This window comes from Streptomyces sp. enrichment culture (assembly GCF_964273145.1).
Taxonomy (GTDB): domain Bacteria; phylum Actinomycetota; class Actinomycetes; order Streptomycetales; family Streptomycetaceae; genus Streptomyces.
In genome coordinates this window covers 2,198,863-2,221,590 of record NZ_OZ186873.1, presented here as the reverse complement: position 1 = coordinate 2,221,590, position 22,728 = coordinate 2,198,863, and the positions used below count along the sequence as shown (strand labels likewise).

Here is a 22,728-nt window from a genome sequence, read left to right as displayed (position 1 = left end):
TTGGGACGCCTCACGCCCGCCGGGACCACTCCCGCCGCAGCGCGAACCACAGCTCCATCCGCACGTCCGCGTCGTCCAGGTCGGCGTCGAGCAGGGCCGCGCAGCGGGCGATGCGCTGCCGGACGGTGTTGCGGTGCACGGACAGGGCGACGGCCGTGCGGTCCCAGCTGCCGTGCAGGGACAGCCAGGTGCGCAGGGTCTCGGTGAGGGCGGGGTTCGCCGCGACGGGGGCGAGCAGCGCGCGGGCGTGCGCCTCGGCCTCCCGCGCGGGGACCAGGTCGGCGAAGGCGGGCCGGGCGCCGTGGCGGACCAGCGGCACGCGGGTGGCACGGGCCCGGGCCAGCGCGCGGGCCGCCTGGGCGTCGGCGGCCGGCCAGTCGGGCGGGGCGGCCGGGGCGCTGACCCCCAGGGTCCAGCCGGGCTGCGGGGCCGGGAACGCCGGTTCCCGGCCGAAGGCGCCTTCCCCGCCGGCCGGGGCGCCCCGGCCGGCGGGTGCTTCCCGGCCGGCCGGGACGAGGACGCGTACGACGTTCCGGTCCGGGTCGACCAGCGGTGAGCCCAGCGCGGCGCCCAGCGCGGAGGCGGCCACCGGGTCGGGGGTGCCCCGGTCGGGGCACGCGTGCACGACGAACCACCGGTCGTCCGCGCTCCCGCCCCCGGCCCCCTGCCCGAGCAGCGGCGCGACCTCCTCGGGGGTGGCGCCCAGCAGCAGCCGGACCAGCGCCGAGGACCGGGCCGCCCCCGTGCCGCTGTGGTGCTCGCCGGTGAGGAGGGACAGCAGCACCGCGGCGACCGAGGCGATGGTGTGGTCGCCCGGCTCCCGGTGGGGTGCGGCGGTGCCGAGCACGAAGCCCCGCCCGGCACCGAGGGCGTACGCGGACAGACGGGCGCCGGGAACGGTGTCGCTGGCGGTGGTGGAGGAGCCGCGGGTGACGACCCGGGACAGTTCGGTCAGGGCCCGGCGCGCCCCGGCCTCCGGCTCACGGCCCGCCGCCGCGATCTCGGCGCCGTCGGGGCCGTACAGCGCGGCCCAGCCACCGAGGCGGGCGGCGAGCCGGCGCAGCACCGACGGCACCGGGTCGGGCCGGGAGGCCGCGGCGGCCAGACTCCGCTGGGCCTGCGAGACGCGGCGCAGCTCGGCCAGCCGGGCCTGCGCCATCAGCTGCCACACCGCGCGGGCCACCGCCGAGAACGTCGTCCGCGGCGCCACCTCCACCAGTGGCAGCGCCTGTGCCTCGCAGGCCGCGACCAGCGCGGGCGGCACGGTGTCGTGCACGGGCGCCACGCCGAAGCCGAGCGCCGCGCCGCCCGCCGCCACGATCCGGGAGACGTACGTGTCGAAGTAACCGGTGCGCGTGCCGGAGACCGCCTCCTCGGGAACGTGGACGCCCGCGGTCAGCAGCAGCTCCCCGCCCAGGAGGTACGGGTAGGGGTCGGACATCTCCGAGGTCTGCGCCCAGTGGACCGTCACGTCCGGCCCGGCGGGCCCGGCGATCTGGCGCAGGGCGAGGTCCTCGCGGGACAGCAGGGCCGCGAGGGGAACGGGGGGCGTGGGCGGAACCGCCGGCTCCTGCACCACGGGCGTCATGGACGTCATGGATGTTTCCTCCATCACCGGCGCCGCGAATGGAGGAAACGTACACTTCGCAGTCTCTTTCCGGCCACCTAGGGTCAGTCCGGACCGGCAGCCGCGGGTACGGGCGGATGTCCCCGCGACGCGCCACCGGACAACCGACTCCCATCAGCACGACACGCCACCGAGAGTGCGCGAAGGAGGGCCCCGCATGGCCGTCGACTACATCGTGATCGTCGTCTATCTGGCCGGCATGCTGGCCATGGGCTGGTGGGGCATGCGCCGCGCCGGGTCCAAGAGCGAGTTCCTGGTCGCCGGGCGGCGCCTGGGGCCCGCGATGTACTCCGGCACCATGGCGGCGATCGTCCTCGGCGGCGCGTCCACCGTCGGCGGCGTCGGCCTCGGTTACCAGTACGGCCTGTCCGGCGCCTGGATGGTCGTCACCATCGGCCTGGGCATCCTCGCCCTGTCCGTCCTCTTCTCCGCCCGCATCGCCCGGCTGAGGGTCTACACCGTCTCCGAGATGCTCGACCTGCGCTACGGCGGCAGGGCCGGTGTCATCTCGGGCGTCGTGATGTGGGCGTACACGCTGATGCTGGCGGTCACCTCGACCATCGCCTACGCCACGATCTTCGACGTCCTGTTCGACGTGGACCGCACGCTCGCGATCGTCCTCGGCGGCTCGATCGTCGTCGCCTACTCCACGCTCGGCGGCATGTGGTCCATCACCCTCACCGACATGGTGCAGTTCGTGGTGAAGACCATCGGCGTGCTGCTCCTGCTGCTGCCCGTCGCGGTCGTCAAGGCGGGCGGGTTCGGCGAGATGAGGGCCGAGCTGCCGACCTCCTACTTCGACCCGCTGGGCATCGGCGGCGAGACGATCTTCACCTACGTGCTGATCTACACCTTCGGCATGCTCATCGGCCAGGACATCTGGCAGCGCGTCTTCACCGCCCGCAGCGACCGCACCGCCAAGTGGGGCGGCACCGTCGCCGGTACCTACTGCCTCGTCTACGCCGTCGCCGGCGCGGTCGTCGGCACCGCCGCCAAGGTGCTCTACCCCAGGCTGGGCAGCCCCGACGACGCCTTCGCCACCATCGTCAAGGACCAACTCCCCATGGGCGTGCGCGGCCTGGTGCTGGCCGCCGCACTGGCCGCCGTCATGTCGACCTCCTCCGGCGCCCTCATCGCCTGCGCCACCGTCGCCAACAACGACATCTGGTCGCGCCTGCGCGGCGCCGTCGGGACGCCGCCGGGGAAGGCGCGGGCACACGACGAGGTCAAGGGCAACCGCGTCTTCATCCTCGTCATGGGCGCGGCGGTGATCTGCGCCGCCATCGTGCTCGACGACGTCGTCGAAGCCCTCACCGTCGCCTACAACCTGCTCGTCGGCGGCCTGCTCGTCCCCATCCTCGGCGGCCTGCTGTGGAAGCGCGGCACCGCGCAGGGCGCGCTCGCCGCCGTCGCGGTCGGCGGCCTGGCCGTGACCGGCCTGATGGCCGGCTACGGCATCCTCGCCAACGAGCCCGTCTACTACGGCCTGCCGGCCTCCCTGGCCGCCTACGTCGCCGTCTCCCTGGCGACGAAGCCCACCGACGAGACCGTCCTCGCCGCCTGGCGGGAGCGGATCGCCGGACGGGCCCCCGAGGCCGTGACCGAACCGGTACCGGCTCACCAGTAGAGTCGGACCATAACAAGTAGTACCCAAGCGGTACATACGCGATGAAGCGTACGAAGGAAGGCAGTTCATGAGCAGCAACGAGACGCCCCGCGGTCCCGTCGACTCCTCCCGCGTCCCGCGGTACGCCGGTCCCGCGACCTTCGCCCGGCTGCCCCGCCTGGACGAGGTCGGCCGCGCCGACGTCGCCGTGGTGGGCGTGCCGTTCGACGCGGGCGTCTCCTACCGGCCGGGCGCCCGCTTCGGCGGCAACGCCATCCGTGAGGCGTCCCGCCTGCTGCGCCCCTACAACCCGGCGCAGGACGCCTCCCCCTTCGCCCTCGCGCAGGTCGCGGACGGCGGCGACATCGCCGTCAACCCGTTCGACATCAACGAGGCCGTCGAGACGATCGAGGCCGCCGCCGACGACCTGCTCGGCACCGGCGCCCGCCTGATGACCCTGGGCGGCGACCACACCATCGCCCTGCCCCTGCTGCGCGCGGTCGCCAGGAAGCACGGCCCGGTCGCCCTGCTCCACTTCGACGCCCACCTGGACACCTGGGACACGTACTTCGGCGCCGAGTACACCCACGGCACCCCGTTCCGCCGGGCCGTGGAGGAGGGCATCCTCGACACCTCCGCCCTCTCCCACGTCGGCACCCGCGGCCCGCTGTACGGCAAGCAGGACCTCACCGACGACGAGAAGATGGGCTTCGGCATCGTCACCTCCGCGGACGTCTACCGCCGCGGCGCCGACGAGGTCGCCGACCAGCTCCGCCGGCGCATCGGCGACCGCCCGCTGTACATCTCCATCGACATCGACTGCCTGGACCCGGCCCACGCGCCCGGCACCGGCACCCCCGAGGCGGGCGGCATGACCTCCCGCGAGCTGCTGGAGATCCTGCGCGGCCTGGCCTCCTGCAACCTGGTGTCGGCGGACGTCGTCGAGGTGGCCCCCGCCTACGACCACGCCGAGATCACCTCGGTCGCCGCGTCCCACACGGCGTACGAGCTGACCACGATCATGTCCCGCCAGATCGCGGCGGCCCGCGAGGAGGACAAGGGGGACGAGGGCAAGTGACCCACGACCACGACCTGGTGCTCCGTCCCTCGCCCGCCCAGACGGAGGCCGCGCTGAACCCTCCCCCCGGCCGCAACGGCGGAGACCTGGTCGTGGAGACCCTGGCCGGGCTCGGCGCGACGACCGTCTTCGGCCTGCCCGGCCAGCACGCCCTCGGCGTGTTCGACGCCCTGCGCCGCTCGGACCTGCGCTACATCGGCCTGCGCGCGGAGAACAACGCGGGCTTCGCCGCCGACGCCTACGGCCGGATCACCGGCGAGGCGGCCCCGCTGCTGCTGTCGACCGGCCCCGGCGCGCTGACCTCCCTGGCCGCGCTCCAGGAAGCGGCGGCGGCCTCGGCCCCCGTCCTGGCCATCGGCAGCCAGGTCCCGACCGCCGGGCTCGGCGGGGGCCGCCACGGCTACCTGCACGAACTCCCCGACCAGGCGGCCTCCTTCCGCGGCGTGGTGAAGTCCGTCCACACCGTCCGCACCCAGTCCCAGATCCCCTCCGCCATCGCCGCTGCCTGGAAGTCGGCCCTGACCGCCCCGCACGGCCCGGTGTGGGTGGAGATCCCCCAGGACGTCCTCCTCGCGCCCGCCGCGCTGCCGGTGGTGACGGCCATGGACGCGACCCCCGACGAACTGGTCCCGCGTCCCGAACTGACGGCGGTCGCCGCCGATCTGCTGTCGAAGGCGGCCCGCCCGGCGATCATCGCGGGCGGGGGAGTGGTCCGCGCGGACGCCTCGGGCAAGCTGCGGCAGCTCGCGGAACGCCTGCAAGCCCCCGTGGTGACGACCTTCGGCGGCAAGGGCGCGTTCCCCTGGGAGCACCCGCTGTCGCTGCAGTCCTGGCTGGAGGACCGCCACACCACCGACTTCCTGGAGGACGCGGACGTCCTGCTCGTGGTCGGTTCCGGCCTCGGCGAGCTGTCCTCCAACTACCACACGTTCAAGCCGCGCGGCCGTGTCGTCCAGATCGAGGCCGACCTCGGCAAACTGGAGTCCAACCATCCCGCCCTCGGCATCCACGCCGACGCCCGCCTCGCCCTCCAGGCCCTGCTGGAGACGGTGGAGGAGCGGCGGGACCCGACGGCCCCGCAGCGCGTACGGGACCTGCTGGCCCGGGTCCGCGCCCGTCTCGCCTCCCAGGACCTCACCCTGGAACAGCAGGTGCTCGCCTCGGTCCGAGGCGCCCTCCCGGCCGACGCGCCGTCCTTCTGGGACATGACGATCCTCGCCTACTGGGCCTGGTCCGCCTTCGACGCCGGATCCCCCAACACCATGCACTCGGCCCAGGGCGCCGGCGGCCTCGGCTACGGCTTCCCGGCCGCCCTCGGCGCGGCGGTGGCCGACCCGACCCGCCCGGTCCTGGCGGTCTCCGGCGACGGCGGGGCCCTGTACTCCATCGCCGAACTGGCGACGGCCCGCCAGTACGACCTGAACGTCACCTGGCTCATCGTCGACGACGGCGGCTACGGCATCCTGCGCGAGTACATGACCGACGCCTTCGGGCAGGCCACGGCGACGGAACTGACCCGGCCGGACTACGTGGCCCTCGCGGAGTCCTTCGGGGTCACGGGCGTCCGCACCTCCCCCGGGGCCCTGGAGGCCGACCTGGCGCGGGCGCTGGCGACGCCGGGGCCGTCGGTGGTCGTCCTCCCGGCGGTGCTGCGGATGTTCGCCCCGACGCACCTCGGCTGAGGCGTCCGCACCGGGGCGCGGGGTCGTCAGTCCAGCAGGCCGCCGTGCTTCCCCCTCAGCTCGGCCAGTTGGGCGCGGTACCCCTCGGCGAAGCGCTTCTGCTCCGCTTCGCCGATGCAGTGCCTGAGCGCCCCCTGCGGGGGAATCAGGTCGGGTATCGCCCGGAACAGCTCGCCCGCCGCCTTCGCGTGGTCGCCCTTCCGCGTCGCGGCGAACAGGTCCGCGAGGACGTCCTGCCTCAGGGCGGCGATGCGTTCCCCCGGACTGTCCTTGCCCTTCAGGTCGTCCCGCTCGGACGGTTTGACGGTGCCGGGTTGCGCGAGGTACCTCAGAACGCGCAGTGTCGCGTACAGCCGTCCGGCCCGCCGGTGGCCGTTCTCCTGCTCCTCTGGCATGGCTCATGCATTGCCGGGAAGCGGTCCCCGCACCCCTCGCGCTCCGGCGGCCGGCGGTTTCCGGCCACTCCCGCACCGCCCGCGTGCGGCCCGCCCCCGTGCGGCCCGTCGGCCCGGCGGCGCCCTCCGGACAGGATGCGCGTACCGGCCCCCCGAAGGGGCTGCGGAGCCCCGGGGGCGGGTCCGGCCCCGGGGCTACCAGATCGCCTCGACCCACTCCGGGTGGTCGATGAACGGGTTCCGGTTGTGCTGGTAGGAGCCGTGGATGATCTCGTTGCGGCGCTGTTCGAAGGCGTCCGGCGGGTCCTCGTCGTTCCAGGCCTTGAGGACGGCGAGCCTGCCCATGTAGGGGTCGCTGCCGTTGTCGACGCTGCCGTTGACCTCCAGGTCGGCCCAGCCGTCGTCGCCCTCGTAGCGGACCGCCATGTAGAAGATCATGCGGGCCACGTCGCCCTTGACGGCGTCGCGGGGCTCGAAGGAGTCGGAGTCGGTGAGGCTGCCCCCGCCGCCGGAGACGGCGCTGCCGCCGTCGTCGAAGTCCTTGTTGCCGCGGATGCTGTTGACCCGGACGTCCTCGGGGCGCAGGTGGTGCAGGTCGGTGCCGGGGCCGGTGGCGGTGCCGAAGTCGCCGTGGGACTTGGCCCAGACGTGCTCGCGGTTCCAGTCGCCGGTGTCGCCGCCGCTCAGCGCCTTGCTGCGGGAGGCGCCCGAGTACAGCAGGAGCACGTTGTCGCTGTCGGCGGGGTCCTGGTCGGTGACCTTCAGCGCGTTCCAGACCGCCGAGTACGAGATCTTCGTCTGGTCGCTGATGATCGTGTGCAGGGCGGCCTTGAGTCCGGTGCCCGTCTTGCCGATCGCGTCCCTGTAGTACGTCGAGTCGTAGTCGGCCGCCGCCGCCGTCGTCGCCGCCACCGCGGCAGCGGGCGCGGCCGCGGTCGCGGCCGGGGAGGGTGCGGCCAGGGCGGCGAGGGCGACGGCCGTGGCGAGGGCCGCCGCTCCCCGGTGCCGTATGCGTATCGCGAGCATACGAGGTGTCCGTTCTGCGCGGGTCGAGTGGAGCGGTACCCCAGAGCGTGGCATGGACATGTAGAGGACGGGGTGTACGGGGAGTGTCGATCGCATGACGGCGGCCCCCGGCCGTGGTGGCCGGGGGCCGCCGTCATGCGCGGCGCACCGGAGGATGCTCCTATGGACGTCAGTCCACGTCCGACGGGTCCAGCCGGTACACGGTCGACGTGCTGTCCCCCTGCCCGGCGGCCGACTCCGCGCCGGAGCCCGTGTCCGCCACCGCGCCGGCGCCGTAGTCGCTCGCCCGCACCGCGGTGCCGTGCTCCCGCACCCACCGGGTGACCTCGGAGGAGAGGCCGGAGCCGCCGCCCCTGCCGCCGCCGGTCTGCACGTAGTGCAGCTCGCCGTTCCTCACCAGCTCCTTGAGCCTGCCGAGGGTCATCGCCTTGTCGCTGCCGGACCAGCCCCACATGGAGATGACCGGCTCGCCGCTGCCGAGGATGAGCTGCGCGGCGCTCTGCGAGCCGGAGACCGCCAGCAGCCACGTGGCGCCGTCCCGGTGCTTCTCGAGGTAGGCGATCAGCTCGCTGCTCGCGCCGCCCGTGCCGCCTCCGCCGAAGCCCCCTCCACCACCGGGGCGTCCGCCGGTGCCGGTGTCCCCGGTGCTCGCACCGCCGTCCGGGGGCGTGCCGCCCGTCCCCCCGGCTTCACCCGGAACCCGGCCGCTCGCGTCGCCGCCGGGCACGGCACCGCTTTGACCGCCGTCCTGGCCGTTCGGCAGCTCCCCGCCGCCGGGGAAACCGCCGTCCCGGGTGCCCTGTGGCTGCCCGCCGGGCCCCTCGCCGTTCCCGCCGCCCGGGAGACCACCCCGGCCACCGCCGCCGGGACCGCCCGTGCCGCCGCCCGTCGCCGGCCCGGCGGTCGGGTTGGTTCCGCCCATGCCGCCGCCCGAACCGGAGGGCACCGACCAGGCGTACGCGGCCGGACCCGCCACCGACGCGACGACCGCCGCGGCGACGGAGACCGCCAGCAGCCGCGTCCGCCGGCCGGAGCGGAAGAGCAGCAGCCCCGCGATCGCCAGCGCCATCGCCACCGCGATCGCCGGCCACAGCCAGGTGTTCCAGCCGGAGGCCCGGCGCAGCAGCACGACCGCCCAGGCACCGGTGCCCGCCAGGGCGAGGGGCAGCACCCACACCCACCGCCGGTCGGCCCGGAAGGCACGCAGCAGCATCACGCCGCCACCTCCGCACAGCACCGCGATGCCGGGCGCGAGCGCGGTCGTGTAGTACGGGTGCATGGTGCCCTCGGCCATGCTGAACGTCAGATGGTGCAGGACCGTCCAGCCGCCCCACAGCACCAGCGCGGCGCGGGTGGGATCGGTGCGGGGCGCCCGGCCGCACAGCACCAGGCCGCCGACGAGCGCGATGCCCGCGAAGGGGAGCAGCCAGGAGATCTGGCCGCCGAGGACGTCGTTGAACATCCGGCCGATGCCCGCGGCCCCGGAGAAGCCGCCGCCCCCGCCGCCCCCGCCGTTGCCCTCGCCGCCGAGGATCCGGCCGAGGCCGTTGTAACCCATGATCAGGTCCCAGGCCGTGCCGTCCGTGGAACCGCCGATGTAGGGGCGTTCGGAGGCGGGCACCAGGGACACGGCCGCCGCCCACCAGAGGCTGGACACGGCGAGCGCGACGGCGGCGAGCAGCAGGCGCACGATCCGCTTCGCCCAGCCCGCGCGCGCGGCGTACAGGTAGACGACGAAGACGGCGGGCAGGGCGATGTACCCCTGGAGCATCTTGGTGTTGAAGGCCAGCCCGAAGCAGACGGCCGAGCCGAGCAGCGGCAGCAGCCGGTCGGTGCGGACGGCCCGCAGGCCCAGCGCCGCCCCGCTCACCATCAGGAACACCAGCAGCGTGTCGGGGTTGTTGTCCCGGTTGATGGCGACCGTGATCGGGGTCAGGGTGAGCACCAGCGCCGCGACCGCCGCCGCGCCGTGGCCCCACACCCGCTTCACGCAGGCGTGCAGGATCCAGATCGTCGCCAGCGCGGCCGCGGTCATCGGCAGCATCATCTGCCAGGTGCCGTACCCGAGGAGGCGGCACGACAGGCCCATGACCATCAGCGCCAGCGGCGGCTTGTCGACGGTCAGGAAGTTGCCCGCGTCCAGCGAGCCGAAGAACCACGCCTTCCAGCTCTCGGTGCCGCTGAGCACGGCGGCGCTGTAGAAGCTGTTCAGGCCGGAGGCGGAGAGGTTCCAGGAGTACAGCGCTCCCGCCAGGACGAGGATCGCCAGGAGGGAGGGAAGCGACCAGCGGGGCGCGGCGGGGCCGGGGGACGGCGCGCGGGGTGGCCCGGCGCTCGCCGTGCCGGGGCCCGCGAGGCGGCCGGCGCCCGGGTGCAGGGGATCGGTGGCAGATGTCACCAGGACACCGTGGCGGCGGGCGATGGGGATGGGCTGTTCACCGCCTGGGAGGAGCCTGTGCATCCCGCGCCGGCGGTCACCGGGGGGTGGCCCAGGGGGCGAGCAGGTCGCGCAGCAGCTCGGTGAAGGCCCGGTCCAGGGTGTCCTCCCGGTCCCGGTCGCCCACGGCCTCGGGGCACAGGGCGGCGGGGCGGGCGATCCACAGGATCTTCCAGGCCAGGGAGGTGAGCGCGGGGTCGCTCCAGATCCCGCCGAGGGGGGCCAGGGGGTGGAGCAGGTCGCCGACGAGCTCCGTCGCGGTCCGTACCAGGGGGCCGTCGGTCGCGGTGTGCGCCCGTGCGAACGCCGTGGGGGAGGACCGGGCCACGGCCGCCGTGGTCGGGTGGCGCCGGACGGTCCGTACGACCTGCGCCAGGTGCTCGGCGATCCCCGCGGCGGTGCCGTCGCGGGGGCGGGTGCGGCCCGCCGTGTCGAACGCGCCCACGAGTTCGGCCTTGAGCGCGAGCAGGTGCAGCGCGCGGACCGATCGCCAGTTGGCGTAGAGGAAGTTGCGCGACGTTCCGCAGCCGCGGGCGATGGCGGTCAGGGACACGTCCAGCCCGTCGGTCCGCATGAGCGCGCGTACGGTGCCGATCACGTGCCGGGTGCTGTAGGGGTTGTGGTCGTACGCGGCGCCGGGGGTCATGGGCCCAGCGTGCGGGAGACGGTGAGCGGTCGGCGGGCGGATGTCATCGGGGCACTCGAACGAGCGACGAGAGGACAGTGGCGGCGGGAGTGCTCACGCTTTTCGGCAGGGTCCCTCCGCCGGCGCCCGGCTCACCGGCGGCACCCGCCGGGAGAACCCGGGCGGGGTCGTCCGGCGGGCGGTCCGCTCTTCCCGACGGCCGTGACGGGCGCGGAACAGGGTGCCGCGGGCGGGAGCGGGACGGGGCCGCGGGCACGGGGAGCCGCGGGCGGGCACGTCGGCGGGGCGGGCGGCCGGCGGCTCCGCAACGGGCTGAGCAGCCCGTCCGGGGGCGCGAGGGAAGGGCCGAGCCCCTTGACGAGTCCGCGAGGACCGTGCGCGGGCTTCGGAGCCGTGGTGCCGCGACGCCCCCATGGACCGGGAGCCGTTCCCCCGACCCGCATGGGGCGGCGTGGGACAGGAGGGGGAGACCCGCGGTGGCGGTGCCCTCCCCCTCCTCGCGCGTCGCCCCCGGTTCCGCCGGAACCCGCGGCGTCCCGTCCCTTCCCGAGTCCTCGGCCCGCCCGGGGCACTGCCCACGGGAGCCGGGTACGGAGGCCGGCTCCGCCTTCACCCGCCCCTCATCCCCTTGTCACCCGCCCGCCCTACAGTGCCCCCATGCGTCCGAGATTCCTGCGCACCGTCCTCGCCGCCCTCACCACAGCCCTGGTCGCGGCCCCCTGCCCCGCAGCCGCCGATCCCGCCCGCGGTGACACGCACCGCTGGAACGGCTGCTCCCCGTCCGTGGCCGTCACCGGCTTCTCCGACGCCCTCGACAAGACCACCCACGCCGGCACCTACGTCGGCAACCTCTCCGCCCTCGCCCCCGACCGCCGCTCCACCCTGGCCGCCCTCTCCGACCGCTCCGCCCTGTTCCACCTGGACGCGAGGACCCGGAAACCGGTGGGTGCCGTCCCGCTCACCGACGAGAACGGGGCCGCCCTCGACTCCGAGGGCCTGGTCGTCGACCGCGACGGCACCTACCTGGTCTCCTCCGAGACCGAGCCGGCCGTGCGCCGTCACTCCCGCGACGGCGGGATCCTCGCCCGCCTTCCCGTGCCCGACGCCCTCCGCGTCGCCCCGGCCGGCCGCGCCCGGCCCAACGGAACGTTCGAGGGGCTGACCATGCAGCCCGGAGGACGGACCCTGACGGCGTCCATGGAGTACCCCCTCACCGGCGACAGCGGCACCCTCGTACGGTTCCAGACCTGGACGCGGGCGGGCGGCGGCCCCTTCCGGCTCGGCGCCCAGTACGCCTACCCCGTCGACCCGGGCCTCGGGGTCCCCGAGATCACCGCGATCCCCGACGGCCGCCTCCTCGTCCTGGAGCGCGGCTTCACCTCCGGTGTCGGCAACACCGTCCGCCTGTACCTCGCCGACCCGCGCCACGCCACCGACACCCGCGGCATCGAGCGGCTCACCGGGCAGGACGGCGTGCGGCCGGTCCGCAAGACCCTGCTGGCGGACCTCGCCGCCTGCCCCTCCCTCGGTGCCACCGCCAAACAGCCCCAGCCCAACCCGCTGCTCGACAACATCGAGGGCATGGCGGTCACCGGCCGGAGCAAGGGCCGCCTGGACGTGGTGCTGGTCAGCGACGACAACCAGAACGACGCCCAGACCACCCGCCTCTACGACCTGCGGGTGCGGGTCTGACCCCGGATTGTTGCGGAGGGATGAAATCCGCTTCCGGTCGCGTTGGTGCCTTCCGGTAGATCAGGACGAACGGAGGGCACCGCGTGAGAACGCAGCAGGGCTGGGCGCGACGACTGGCCGGATACGCCTGGCGGTATCCGAAGGACGTCGTCCTCGCCCTCGGCTCCTCCCTCGCCGGCATGGCCGTCATGGCGCTGGTGCCGCTGATCACCAAGGTGATCATCGACGACGTGATCGGCGAGCACAGCCGGTCCATGGCGGTCTGGGCGGGCCTCCTGATCGGCGCGGCGGTGGTCGTCTACGTCCTCACCTACATCCGCCGCTACTACGGCGGCCGGCTCGCCCTCGACGTCCAGCACGACCTGCGGACGTCGATGTACGCGACGATCACGCGGCTCGACGGGCGGCGGCAGGACGAACTGTCCACCGGGCAGGTCGTGGGGCGGGCCACCAGCGACCTCCAGCTCATCCAGAGCCTGCTGTTCATGCTCCCCATGACCATCGGGAACATCCTGCTGTTCCTGATCTCCCTGGTGATCATGGCGTGGCTGTCGCCGCCGCTCACCCTGGTCGCCCTCGCCGTCGCGCCCGCGCTGTGGTGGATCGCCAAGCGCAGCCGCACCCGGCTGCACCCCGCCACCTGGTACGCCCAGGCCCAGGCCGCCGCCGTCGCCGGCGTGGTCGACGGCGCCGTCGGCGGCGTACGGGTGGTGAAGGGCTTCGGGCAGGAGGAGCAGGAGACCGGGAAGCTGCGGGAGGCCGGACGGCGGCTGTTCGCCGGGCGGCTGCGGACCATCCGGCTCAACGCCCGGTACACCCCCGCCCTCCAGGCCGTACCGGCCCTGGGACAGGTGGCGATGCTGGCGCTCGGCGGCTGGCTGGCGGTGCGCGGGCACATCACGCTCGGCACGTTCGTCGCCTTCTCCACCTACCTCGCCCAGCTCGTCGGCCCGGTCCGCATGCTCGCCATGGTCCTCACCGTCGGCCAGCAGGCCCGCGCGGGCACCGAACGCGTCCTGGAGCTGATCGACACCGAGCCGGTCATGCGGGACGGCACCAGGGAACTGCCCGCCGACGCCCCGGCCGGCGTCGAGTTCGACGACGTGTCCTTCGGCTACGAGAGCGGCCCCGCGGACGGCTCGGGGACGGCCACGGCGAGCAGCCCCGTCCTCGACGGCCTCTCCTTCGAGATCCGGCCCGGCGAGACCCTCGCCGTCGTCGGCGCCTCCGGCTCCGGCAAGTCCACCGTCTCCCTGCTCCTGCCGCGCTTCTACGACGTCACGCGCGGTGCCGTCCTCGTCGGCGGCCACGACGTGCGCGAGCTGACGCTGGAGTCGCTGCGCGCCGCGATCGGCCTCGTGCCCGAGGACTCCTTCCTCTTCTCCGACACCATCCGCAACAACATCGCCTACGGCCGCCCCGACGCCACCGACGAGCAGATCCGGGCCGCCGCGCGGGCAGCGCAGGCCGACCGGTTCATCGCCGAACTGCCCGACGGCTACGACACCACCGTCGGCGAGCACGGCCTGACCCTCTCCGGCGGTCAGCGCCAGCGCATCGCGCTCGCCCGCGCCCTCCTCACCGACCCGCGGCTGCTGGTCCTCGACGACGCCACCTCCGCCGTCGACGCGCGCGTCGAGCACGAGATCCACGAGGTGCTGAGGGAGGTCATGCGGGGCCGGACGACACTGCTGATCGCCCACCGCCGTTCCACCCTGAACCTCGCCGACCGCATCGCCGTCCTCGACGCCGGCCGCCTCGCCGACATCGGCACCCACGAGGAACTCCAGGAGCGGTGCGCCCTGTACCGGCGCCTGCTCACCGACCCCGACGAGCTCGGCGGCGTCTCGCCCGGCCACGCCCAACCCGCCGCGCCCGAGGAGGACACCTCCACGGGGGTCCCCCCGCTCGAGCCCATCCGGGAGTGGGGGAGGGAGGAACCGGATGCCGAGTTCGACGCCGAGCGCGGCATCACGCCCCGGCTGTGGGCGGGGGAGCGGGAGCCGCGGGACGCGGCGAAGGCCTCCAGCCCCGCCACCCCGGAGCTGCTCGCCCGGGTCGAGGCGCTGCCCCCGGCGACCGGCACCCCGGACGTCGACGAGGCGGACGCCGTGAGGCCGGAGGAGTCCTACGGCCTGCGCCGCCTGCTGCGCGGCTTCGGACTGCCGCTGCTGGCCAGCCTGGGGCTGGTCGCCGTCGACGCCGGAGCGGGCCTGCTGCTGCCGGTCATGATCCGGCACGGCATCGACGAGGGCGTCACGCGGCTCGCGCTCGGCGCGGTCTGGTCGGCGTCGCTGCTGGCGCTGCTGACCGTGGTCGTGCAGTGGGCGGCGCAGAGCGGCGAGATCCGCATGACCGGGCGGACCGGCGAGCGGATCCTGTACGCGCTGCGGCTGAAGATCTTCGCGCAGCTCCAGCGCCTCGGGCTCGACTACTACGAGCGGGAGCTGACCGGGCGGATCATGACCCGGATGACCACCGACGTCGACGCCCTGTCGACGTTCCTCCAGACCGGCCTGGTCACCGCCTTCGTCTCGGTCGTCACCTTCTTCGGCATCATGGTCGCCCTGCTCGTCATCGACGTGCAGCTCGCCCTCGTCGTCTTCGCGACGCTGCCACCGCTGATCGTCGGCACGTTCTTCTTCCGCCGGGCGAGCGTGAAGGCGTACGAGCTGGCGCGGGAGCGGGTGTCCGCCGTCAACGCCGACCTCCAGGAGTCGGTGTCGGGGCTGAGGATCGTGCAGGCCTTCCGGCGCGAGCGGGACGGCGGGCGGCGCTTCGCCGAGCGCAGCGACAGCTACCGCCGGGCCCGCATCCGGGGCCAGTGGCTGATCTCCGTCTACTTCCCCTTCGTGCAGTTCCTGTCGTCGGCCGCCGCCGCGGCCGTGCTGATCGTGGGCGGCGCCCGGGTCGAGGACGGGACACTGACGACGGGCGCGCTGGTGGCGTACCTGCTCTACATCGACCTGTTCTTCGCACCGGTCCAGCAGCTCTCCCAGGTCTTCGACGGCTACCAGCAGGCGACCGTCTCCCTCGGTCGCATCCAGGAGCTGCTGCGCGAGCCGACCTCCACCAAGCCCGCCGAGGAGCCCCGGCCGGTGGACCGCCTGCGCGGCGAGATCGCCTTCGAGGGCGTGCGCTTTCGCTACGGCGGCGAGGAGGAGGCGCTCAGCGGCATCGACCTGCGCATCCGGGCCGGGCAGACGGTCGCGTTCGTCGGCGAGACCGGCGCCGGCAAGTCCACCCTGGTGAAGCTGGTCGCCCGCTTCTACGACCCGACCGAGGGCCGGGTCACCGTCGACGGCACCGACCTGCGCGACCTCGACCTGACCTCCTACCGGCACCGGCTGGGCGTCGTCCCGCAGGAGGCGTACCTCTTCCCGGGCACGGTCCGCGACGCCATCGCCTACGGCCGCCCGGACGCCACCGACGCCGAGGTGGAGGCCGCCGCCCGAGCGGTCGGCGCCCACGAGATGATCGCCACCCTGGAGGGCGGCTACCTCCACGAGGTCGCCGAGCGCGGCCGGAACCTGTCCGCCGGGCAGCGCCAGCTGATCGCGCTGGCCCGCGCGGAACTCGTCGACCCCGACATCCTCCTCCTGGACGAGGCGACCGCCGCGCTGGACCTGGCGACGGAAGCCAAGGTCAACCAGGCCACCGACCGCCTCGCGGGCCGCCGTACCACCCTTGTCGTCGCCCACCGGCTGACCACCGCCGCCCGCGCGGACCGGGTGGTCGTCATGGACCACGGACGGGTCGCGGAGGACGGCACCCACGAGGAACTGCTGGCGCGCGGCGGACGGTACGCGAAGCTGTGGCGCACCTTCGCCGGGGCGGACGAGCCGGAGGAGACGGTCGGCGTGTCGTGAGGGACGCCGGCCGCGTCGCGAGGCGGGCGGCCGGAACACCCCGTCGCGCACCGGTGACGGCGGTGCCGTGACGGGCCCTGCCGGCGGGCCCCGCGGTGGCCGTGCAACCATCCGCCGCACCCCCCGCGTCCGTGCACCTGTACGGAAAGGGGTGTGACGGGAGGGGCGTCCATGACCACAGGCGCGGTACGCCGGCTGGCGCTCGGCATGGCCGTGCTCACCACCTCCGGGCTGCTCACCCTCACGGCGCCGCAGGACGCGCGGGCCGTCGCGAACTGCCCCGGCCGCAAGGTCCGCACGCTGGAGTTCGCCACCGGTTCCGTCCTCGTCCACAAGCGCGGCGGCTACGTCTGCGCCGTCACCGTTCCCGAAAGGCCCGGCGCGAAGCGGCGGATGTCGGTCGGCGTGCGGGCGCGCGGCGGCCGGCCGGTCACCGACGAGGGGCGGTATGCCTACCGGGCCGGTCCGGTCACCGTGCACGCCGGGCAGCGGTGCGTGTGGGTCGAGGGCAGGGTGGGCGGCGGCTCGGTCACCTCGGGCTGGATCCTGTGCTGAACCACCCGGCCCCGCCGGGCGTTTCCCGGTGATTCCCCGCCTCCCCTGGTGCGCACACGCGTTGCTCCGATAGCTTCCGGGCGCACATCTGACTCACAGGGGAGGGTGCATGCGCAAGGCGCTCAGATGGCTGCTGGCGCTGACGGTGCTCATAGGCACCGTCGGTACGGCCCAGGCGGCCACCGCCGCCCAGCCGGAGGCCACCGGCACGACCGGTACCGGCACCGGCGCCGGCACCGACATCAAGGACAGGCTGCTCGCCGTCCCGGGCATGAGCCTGATCGAGGAGAAGCCGTACCCCGGCTACCGCTTCTTCGTCCTCGAATACACCCAGCCGGTCGACCACCGCTACCCGTCCCAGGGCACGTTCCAGCAGCGCATCACCGTGCTGCACAAGGACGTCAGCCGACCGACGGTCTTCTACACCAGCGGTTACAACGTCTCCACCACGCCCAGCCGCCGCGAGCCGACCCAGATCGTCGACGGCAACCAGGTCTCCATGGAGTACCGCTTCTTCACCCCGTCCCGGCCCGCTCCGGCCGACTGGTCCAAGCTGGACATCTGGCAGGCCGCCAGCGACCAGCACCGCGTCTTCCGGGCGCTCAAGCCGGTCTACCCCGAGAACTGGATCTCCACGGGCGGTTCCAAGGGCGGCATGACCGCCACGTACTACGAGCGGTTCTACCCGCGCGACATGGACGGCGTCGTCGCCTACGTCGCCCCCAACGACGTGGTGAACAAGGAGGACTCGGCCTACGACCGCTTCTTCGCCACCGTCGGCACGAAGGAGTGCCGCGACCGGCTGAACGCGGTGCAGCGCGAGGCGCTGGTGCGCCGCGAGCCGCTGGAGAGGAAGTACGCCGCGTACGCGGCCGACAACGGCTACACCTTCGACACCATCGGCAGCCTGGACCGGGCCTACGAGGCGGTCGTCCTGGACTACGTCTGGGGCTTCTGGCAGTACAGCACCCTGAAGGCGTGCGACGACATCCCGGCGGACGCGCGCAACGCCACCGACGAGGAGATCTGGACCTCCGTCGACACCGTCTCCGGTTTCTCCGCCTACACCGACCAGGGCCTGAGCACCTACACGCCGTACTACTACCAGGCGGGCACGCAGCTCGGCGCCCCGACGATCCACTTCCCGCACATCGAGAAGGAGTACATCCGCTACGGCTACCAGCCGCCGCGCAACTTCGTGCCCCGCTCGATCCCGATGACGTTCCAGCCGTGGGCGATGCGCGACGTCGACACCTGGGTGAAGCACAACGCCCGCCACATGCTGTTCGTCTACGGCGAGAACGACCCGTGGGGCGCCGAACCGTTCCGCCTGGGCCACGGGGCGCGTGACTCCTACGTCTTCACCGCCCCCGGCATGAACCACGGCGCCAACGTCGCCGGCCTGGTCCCCGACCAGAAGGCGTTCGCCACGGCCCGCATCCTCGCCTGGGCGGGCGTCGCCTCCCCGGCGGTCCGGGAGAACCCGTCGGCGGCCAAGCCGCTCGCGGCGTTCGACGCCCGGCTCGACCGGCGGGACATCGAGCGCGAACCGGCGCTCCGTCCGTAACGCGCGTCCCGTTCCCGGCCGTTGGGGGCTCCGTCTCACACCGGCCGGGCGCAGCCCACCGGCTGCCCGCCGCCGAGCCGCACGTACAGGACGGTCGACGGCGGGCACTGGGACCGCCGCGCCACCGCCTCCACCACCTCGTACTGCGGTTTCCGCTTCCCCGTGCCGTCACAGGCCGTCTCGCGGACCTTGCCGCCGCCGGCCTCGTGGACGCAGTCGCCGACGATGGTGCGCGGTCCGCCCCCGCCGCCGGGGTCGCCGGGGTGCGGCGGCTGGAGGTTGCGCATACAGGCGTAGCCGCGCGGCACGGCCCCGTCGCCGTCCTCGTCGGACGACGGCCGCCGCTCGCTGATGTGGAGGACGAAGTCGGTGGTCGCCGGGCACGGCGGCCCGTCGTCCGCCCGGCCGTCGTGCCGGGCCGTGACCCGCGCCGCGGCCCGCTCGCTCGTGCACGGCACCTCGGTGAAGCTGACCGTCCCGAAGGAACTGCACTCGCCGACGGCGAGGAAGACCGCCCCGTACCCGGACGGCCGCGCCGCGGCCGACGACGCCGGTCCCTCCCCGCCGGGCCGGCTCCCCTCCGTCGTCCCCGCCGGGCTCTGGCAGGCCGTCAGCACGGCCAGGAGCAGCACCGGCAGTGCGGCCGGCGCCCCGGCGTACCATCTCCCACGCATCGCCATCCCCCCGCGTCCCCGCCCAGCGTGACCCGCCGCGGCGGGCGCACGCCAGACGCGCGGGGGCGCTTTGCGCAGGGTGAGGGTGGCGGCACGGGCGCGTGTCGTACGCGCGCTACGGCGGTTACGGCACGTACGTCCGGTACGTCGGGCCCCGGCCCGGCCGGACACGCCCCGTAGGCGCAGCGGTCCGGCCGGGCCGCGGCACGCACGCGCGACGGCCCGGCCGGCCCCGGCGCGCCGGAGCCGGGACCCGCCGCGCCCGATCCGACACGTCGAGCCCGGCACAGCGGGCCCGACGGGTCAGGACCGGTACGTCAGCCCGTGCCCCACCGGGTACAGCACCGTCGCCGGGTCGTCCGCCCGCATCACCGGGACCGGCAGCCTGCCGCGCGGTGCCACCCGTCCCGCGATCACCCGGGCCGCGGCGCGCACTTCGACGTCGGTCCAGGAGTAGGCGGCGAGGAAGGCGGGCACGCCGGGCAGCTGGGCCACGTCGTACGGGTTGCGGACGGCGACGGCCACGACCGGCCCGCCCGTCGCCAGCAGCTCCCGCACCAGCGTCTTCTGGGCGCTGGTGGCCGTGACGTTGTAGGTGGCGACCACCACCGCGTCCGCCTCGCGCGCGGCCGCCACCGCGCGGGCGACGGTCGCCGCGGACGGGGAGGTGCCCGTGGACAGGGCGGTGGCCGCGAAACCGAGTTCGGTGAGCGCCCCGGCCAGTACGCCGGTCGGCGGGCCGGTCGTGCCCGACGGCGAGGCCGGGTCCGCGCCGACGACGAGCAGCTTCGGCGTCCGGCGCCGGGACAGCGGCAGCAGACCGCCCTCGTTGACCAGCAGGGTGGTGGTCCGCCCGGCGATCCGGTCGGCCGCCGCCAGGTGGGCCCGGGTGCCGACCACGCGGTCCACGCGGTCCGGGGAGGCGTACGGCTCGCGGAACAGTCCGAGCCGCGCCTTCAGCCGCAGGATGCGCAGGATCGATTCATCAAGCCGCGCCTCGGTGAGTTCGCCCTCGCGTACGGCCGTCAGGACGGCGTTCCAGGCCAGGTCCAGGTCGGGCGGGTTCAGCAACTGGTCCACGCCGGCCTTCAGCGCCAGCACCGGCACCCGCTCGTCGCCGTACTTCGTCCGCACGCCCTGCATGCCGAGGGAGTCGGTGACGACGACCCCGTCGTAGCCGAGCTCCTCGCGCAGGATGCCGGTGAGGATGGGGCGGGAGAGGGTGGCCGGGTCGCCGGAGGGATCGAGCGCCGGGAACATCAGGTGCGCGGTCATGATCGAGTCGATGCCCGCCCCGATCGCCGCCCGGAACGGCGGCGCGTCCAGCTCCTCCCACTGGGCGCGGCTGTGGGTGATGACCGGGAAGCCGGTGTGGCTGTCGACGGCGGTGTCGCCGTGCCCGGGGAAGTGCTTGGCGCACGCCGCGACCCCCGAGCCCTGGTACCCGGCGACCTCGGCGGCCACCAGCGCGGCCACCGCCTCCGGGTCGGATCCGAAGGAGCGCACGCCGATCACCGGGTTGGCCGGGTTGACGTTCACGTCGGCTACGGGGGCGTAGTCCTGACGGATGCCCAGGGCGCGCAGCTCGGCGCCGGCGATCCGGCCGAGGGTGCGCGCGTCGGAGCGCGAGCCGCCCGCGCCGAGGGCCATCGCGCCCGGGAACAGGGTGGCCGGCTCGCCCACCCTGGCCACCGCCCCGTGCTCCTGGTCGGTGGAGACGAGCACCGGCAGGCCGCGCGGCAGCTCCAGTGAGGCCTTCTGGATGCCGTTGGACAGGGCGGCGATCTGGTGCGGGTCGCGGGTGTTGTGCGCCCAGGCGAAGTAGATGATGCCGCCGACGCGGTACCTGGCGATCAGTTCGGCGGCGGTGCGGACGCCGATCTCCTCGAGGTTGGCGTCGACGTCGGCCTGGTCGGGGGCGGTGGCGGAGTGGCCGTAGACCCGCATGACGAAGAGCTGGCCGACCTTCTCCTCGAGGGTCATGCGGGAGACGAGGGCGCGGAGCTTGTCGTCGCCGGGGCCGGGCCGGGCGGCCCGGGCGGAGGCGGTGCCGCCCGCCGCCAGGGCCGCGGTGACGCCCGCGGTGGCGGTGAGGACGGTGCGTCTGGAGGGCTGGGCGGTGCTTCCCGTGCTGCTGTCGGGCACGTGCGCTCCTTCCGGAGGTCCGGAGTGAGTGACCCGCGACGGCCGCCGGGACCGCTGGGGATCACTGAAGAATCGCTGCGTAGGGCCGCGTGTCACGGCGCTGAAGGAAACTGCCGGAAGGCCACCAATATCCGGGAAGTTTCTGCCGGTCAAGGGAGCGCACAGGAGACACGGCGAGGACCGCGCACGGTACGGCGGGGCCGCCACCGGCGCTAGGGAGGGGGCGCGCCGGTGGCGGCACTGCCGGCCGGGTGCGGCGGAGAGGGTGGTCAGCGATCGCAGCCAGCGGCGAGGGCCGACACCGCACCACGGTGACTCGTCCGGCAGTTCGCGGTTTGGACGAACGGAACCGGGCGCGGGTTCCCGGGAAGGGCCCGATTCCCCGAAGTCGGTACGGGAGCGGCCCGAAGGGGCCGCAAGAGGTCACTGGGGCGGTTGGGCCTGGGGACGGACGCCCGCAGCCACCGCTCCCGCGCGCCGATCGGGTCGGTGGGTGCCCGCTTCGGGGCGTCCCGCGCAACCGCTCACGCTCCCGGGTGCCGGGGGAGGAGGGCCGGTCGCGCGACTTTGCGGTCTACTCGGTCGGGGCGGACGAGCGGCCCGGCTGCCGCCGGCGGCTGGAGGAGCGGGTCGCCCGTGTCCCGGGCCGCGCGTCCCGAGCCCGGCACGGGCCGCGGGTCCGCCCGCCGCACCGGGTGCGGGCATCGGGCCGGGCGGCGCGGCTCACCGCGCGGCCGGGCCCGGCCGGTGTCACGCCGAGTCGTTGAGGAGGCGGGCCAAGTGCTCCCGCCCCGCGTCCAGCAGACCGGGAAGGGGCGCGGCCCCCTCGTGCCACCGCTTCTCGTACTCCCAGCACAGCCAGCCGTCCCAGTTGTGCCGGGAGAGGACCTCCACGCACTCGGCGAGCGGCAGTACGCCGGTGCCGAGCGGCAGCGGGGTGGCGTCATCGGCGGACGCGATGTCCTTGACCTGCACGTAACCGAGGTGCGGGGACAGCGCCGCGAAGGTCTCCGAGGGCTGCTCGCCGCCGAGCCAGGTGTGCATGACGTCCCACAGCGCCCCGACCCGACGGTGCCCGACCAGGCCGAGGACCCGCATCGCCGCCGCGCCGGTGCGGTGCGAGTCGTGGGTCTCCAGCAGGATGCGCACACCGCGGTCGGCGGCGTGCTCGGCGGCCGTGCCGAGCCGCCGGGCGGCCGTCGCGTCGGCCTCCTGCGGGCTCTGGCCGTCACCGCCGCCGGGGAAGACCCGTACGTACGGGGCGCCCAGGTCGCGGGCGAGGTCGAGCAGGGCGCGGAGCTCGGCGAGCACGGGGCCGTCCTCGCCGGGCGCGGCGACCCGCGTGTACCCCGCCAGGCCCAGGATCTCGACGCCGGCCGCCTTGAACGCGGCGGCCACGTCGGCCCGTTCGGCGACGGTGAGGTCCGGGTGGACCGGTTCCTCGGGGTGGGTGCGCAGTTCGACGCCGTGGTAGCCGTGCGCGGTCGCGAGCCGCAGCACGTCGGACAGGGGCAGGCCGGGGACACCGAGGGTGGAGAACGCCAGCTTCATGCCGTTGGACCGTTCCTCAAGACTGAGCGGGAATGAGTCCTGCTGCCAGGACCCGTGCTCAGCAGTGTGCCCCGAACGGTGCCGGGCACACGGGCGGCCCGTGTCCGCGCCGTGGACCCGCGGGACGGACCGCGGACCGCCCCGCGCGCGGGCCGCGTCCCGGAGCGGGAACGAGCCC

At 74.4% G+C, this 22,728-nt stretch carries 15 protein-coding genes; 7 read left to right on the top strand and 8 right to left on the bottom strand.

Going from position 1 to position 22,728, the window contains the following annotated elements:
- Positions 1-10 precede the first annotated feature (10 nt).
- On the bottom strand, positions 11-1,597 hold the full coding sequence (locus ACSU6Z_RS10010) for a helix-turn-helix domain-containing protein (protein WP_437044612.1): 1,587 nt from the start codon (positions 1,595-1,597) through the stop codon (positions 11-13).
- Positions 1,598-1,784: 187 nt separating this feature from the next.
- Here ACSU6Z_RS10010 and ACSU6Z_RS10005 point away from each other — a divergent pair, with 187 nt between their 5' ends.
- The 3 genes from ACSU6Z_RS10005 to ACSU6Z_RS09995 all read left to right on the top strand — a co-directional run bounded on the left by ACSU6Z_RS10005 (position 1,785) and on the right by ACSU6Z_RS09995 (position 5,993).
- Positions 1,785-3,254, top strand: a complete 1,470-nt coding sequence (locus ACSU6Z_RS10005) for a sodium:solute symporter (protein WP_437044611.1) — start codon at positions 1,785-1,787, stop codon at positions 3,252-3,254.
- Between the two features lie 67 nt (positions 3,255-3,321).
- Positions 3,322-4,311 carry an agmatinase gene (speB, locus tag ACSU6Z_RS10000; RefSeq protein WP_437044610.1) on the top strand — a complete coding sequence of 330 codons (990 nt, stop codon included), beginning with the start codon at positions 3,322-3,324 and terminating at the stop codon, positions 4,309-4,311.
- Entirely contained in the window at positions 4,308-5,993 is a 1,686-nt protein-coding gene (locus ACSU6Z_RS09995) for a thiamine pyrophosphate-binding protein (protein WP_437044609.1), read from the top strand. The genes speB and ACSU6Z_RS09995 overlap by 4 nt, the downstream gene beginning before the upstream one ends.
- 26 nt (positions 5,994-6,019) lie before the next feature.
- Here ACSU6Z_RS09995 and ACSU6Z_RS09990 read toward each other — a convergent pair whose 3' ends face one another.
- From ACSU6Z_RS09990 to ACSU6Z_RS09975, 4 genes are all read right to left on the bottom strand, one after another.
- Complete coding sequence (locus ACSU6Z_RS09990) at positions 6,020-6,388, bottom strand: hypothetical protein (RefSeq protein WP_437044608.1); 369 nt, start codon at positions 6,386-6,388, stop codon at positions 6,020-6,022.
- Positions 6,389-6,583: 195 nt separating this feature from the next.
- Positions 6,584-7,414 (bottom strand): endonuclease I family protein, encoded by an 831-nt coding sequence (locus ACSU6Z_RS09985; RefSeq protein ID WP_437044607.1) that lies wholly within the window; start codon positions 7,412-7,414, stop codon positions 6,584-6,586.
- 169 nt (positions 7,415-7,583) lie between these two features.
- A complete protein-coding gene (locus tag ACSU6Z_RS09980) occupies positions 7,584-9,812 on the bottom strand; it encodes an ArnT family glycosyltransferase (protein WP_437044606.1) in 2,229 nt (742 codons plus the stop codon).
- A 76-nt stretch (positions 9,813-9,888) separates the two neighbouring features.
- Positions 9,889-10,497 carry a hypothetical protein gene (locus ACSU6Z_RS09975; RefSeq protein ID WP_437044605.1) on the bottom strand — a complete coding sequence of 203 codons (609 nt, stop codon included), beginning with the start codon at positions 10,495-10,497 and terminating at the stop codon, positions 9,889-9,891.
- A 657-nt stretch (positions 10,498-11,154) separates the two neighbouring features.
- Between ACSU6Z_RS09975 and ACSU6Z_RS09970 the strand changes: the two genes are divergently transcribed.
- The 4 genes from ACSU6Z_RS09970 (at position 11,155) to ACSU6Z_RS09955 (ending at position 18,180) form a co-directional block, all read left to right on the top strand.
- The gene (locus ACSU6Z_RS09970) at positions 11,155-12,189 is read left to right on the top strand and encodes an esterase-like activity of phytase family protein (protein ID WP_437044604.1); all 1,035 of its coding nucleotides are present in this window, start codon (positions 11,155-11,157) and stop codon (positions 12,187-12,189) included.
- Positions 12,190-12,272: 83 nt separating this feature from the next.
- Positions 12,273-16,058 carry an ABC transporter ATP-binding protein gene (locus ACSU6Z_RS09965; RefSeq protein WP_437044603.1) on the top strand — a complete coding sequence of 1,262 codons (3,786 nt, stop codon included), beginning with the start codon at positions 12,273-12,275 and terminating at the stop codon, positions 16,056-16,058.
- A gap of 171 nt (positions 16,059-16,229) precedes the next feature.
- Positions 16,230-16,613: a hypothetical protein gene (locus ACSU6Z_RS09960; RefSeq protein ID WP_437044602.1), complete on the top strand. Its 384-nt coding sequence runs from the start codon at positions 16,230-16,232 to the stop codon at positions 16,611-16,613.
- A gap of 109 nt (positions 16,614-16,722) precedes the next feature.
- Positions 16,723-18,180, top strand: a complete 1,458-nt coding sequence (locus tag ACSU6Z_RS09955) for a S28 family serine protease (protein ID WP_437044601.1) — start codon at positions 16,723-16,725, stop codon at positions 18,178-18,180.
- Positions 18,181-18,215: 35 nt separating this feature from the next.
- Here ACSU6Z_RS09955 and ACSU6Z_RS09950 read toward each other — a convergent pair whose 3' ends face one another.
- From ACSU6Z_RS09950 to ACSU6Z_RS09940, 3 genes are all read right to left on the bottom strand, one after another.
- On the bottom strand, positions 18,216-18,854 hold the full coding sequence (locus ACSU6Z_RS09950; RefSeq protein ID WP_437044600.1) for a hypothetical protein: 639 nt from the start codon (positions 18,852-18,854) through the stop codon (positions 18,216-18,218).
- A 303-nt stretch (positions 18,855-19,157) separates the two neighbouring features.
- On the bottom strand, positions 19,158-20,999 hold the full coding sequence (locus ACSU6Z_RS09945) for a glycoside hydrolase family 3 protein (protein ID WP_437044599.1): 1,842 nt from the start codon (positions 20,997-20,999) through the stop codon (positions 19,158-19,160).
- A 750-nt stretch (positions 21,000-21,749) separates the two neighbouring features.
- Complete coding sequence (locus tag ACSU6Z_RS09940; protein WP_437044598.1) at positions 21,750-22,550, bottom strand: sugar phosphate isomerase/epimerase family protein; 801 nt, start codon at positions 22,548-22,550, stop codon at positions 21,750-21,752.
- Positions 22,551-22,728 lie beyond the last annotated feature (178 nt).

Excerpts from the sequence above, each read along its gene's own strand:
- ACSU6Z_RS09990 (WP_437044608.1), bottom strand. The coding sequence starts at position 6,388 with ATGCCAGAGGAGCAGGAGAACGGCCACCGGCGGGCCGGACGGCTGTAC.
- ACSU6Z_RS09985 (WP_437044607.1), bottom strand. The coding sequence starts at position 7,414 with ATGCTCGCGATACGCATACGGCACCGGGGAGCGGCGGCCCTCGCCACG.
- ACSU6Z_RS09975 (WP_437044605.1), bottom strand. The coding sequence starts at position 10,497 with ATGACCCCCGGCGCCGCGTACGACCACAACCCCTACAGCACCCGGCAC.
- ACSU6Z_RS09950 (WP_437044600.1), bottom strand. The coding sequence starts at position 18,854 with ATGCGTGGGAGATGGTACGCCGGGGCGCCGGCCGCACTGCCGGTGCTG.
- ACSU6Z_RS10005 (WP_437044611.1), top strand. The coding sequence starts at position 1,785 with ATGGCCGTCGACTACATCGTGATCGTCGTCTATCTGGCCGGCATGCTG.
- speB (WP_437044610.1), top strand. The coding sequence starts at position 3,322 with ATGAGCAGCAACGAGACGCCCCGCGGTCCCGTCGACTCCTCCCGCGTC.
- ACSU6Z_RS09960 (WP_437044602.1), top strand. The coding sequence starts at position 16,230 with ATGACCACAGGCGCGGTACGCCGGCTGGCGCTCGGCATGGCCGTGCTC.
- ACSU6Z_RS09940 (WP_437044598.1), bottom strand. The coding sequence starts at position 22,550 with ATGAAGCTGGCGTTCTCCACCCTCGGTGTCCCCGGCCTGCCCCTGTCC.
- ACSU6Z_RS09970 (WP_437044604.1), top strand. The coding sequence starts at position 11,155 with ATGCGTCCGAGATTCCTGCGCACCGTCCTCGCCGCCCTCACCACAGCC.
- ACSU6Z_RS10010 (WP_437044612.1), bottom strand. The coding sequence starts at position 1,597 with ATGACGTCCATGACGCCCGTGGTGCAGGAGCCGGCGGTTCCGCCCACG.
- ACSU6Z_RS09955 (WP_437044601.1), top strand. The coding sequence starts at position 16,723 with ATGCGCAAGGCGCTCAGATGGCTGCTGGCGCTGACGGTGCTCATAGGC.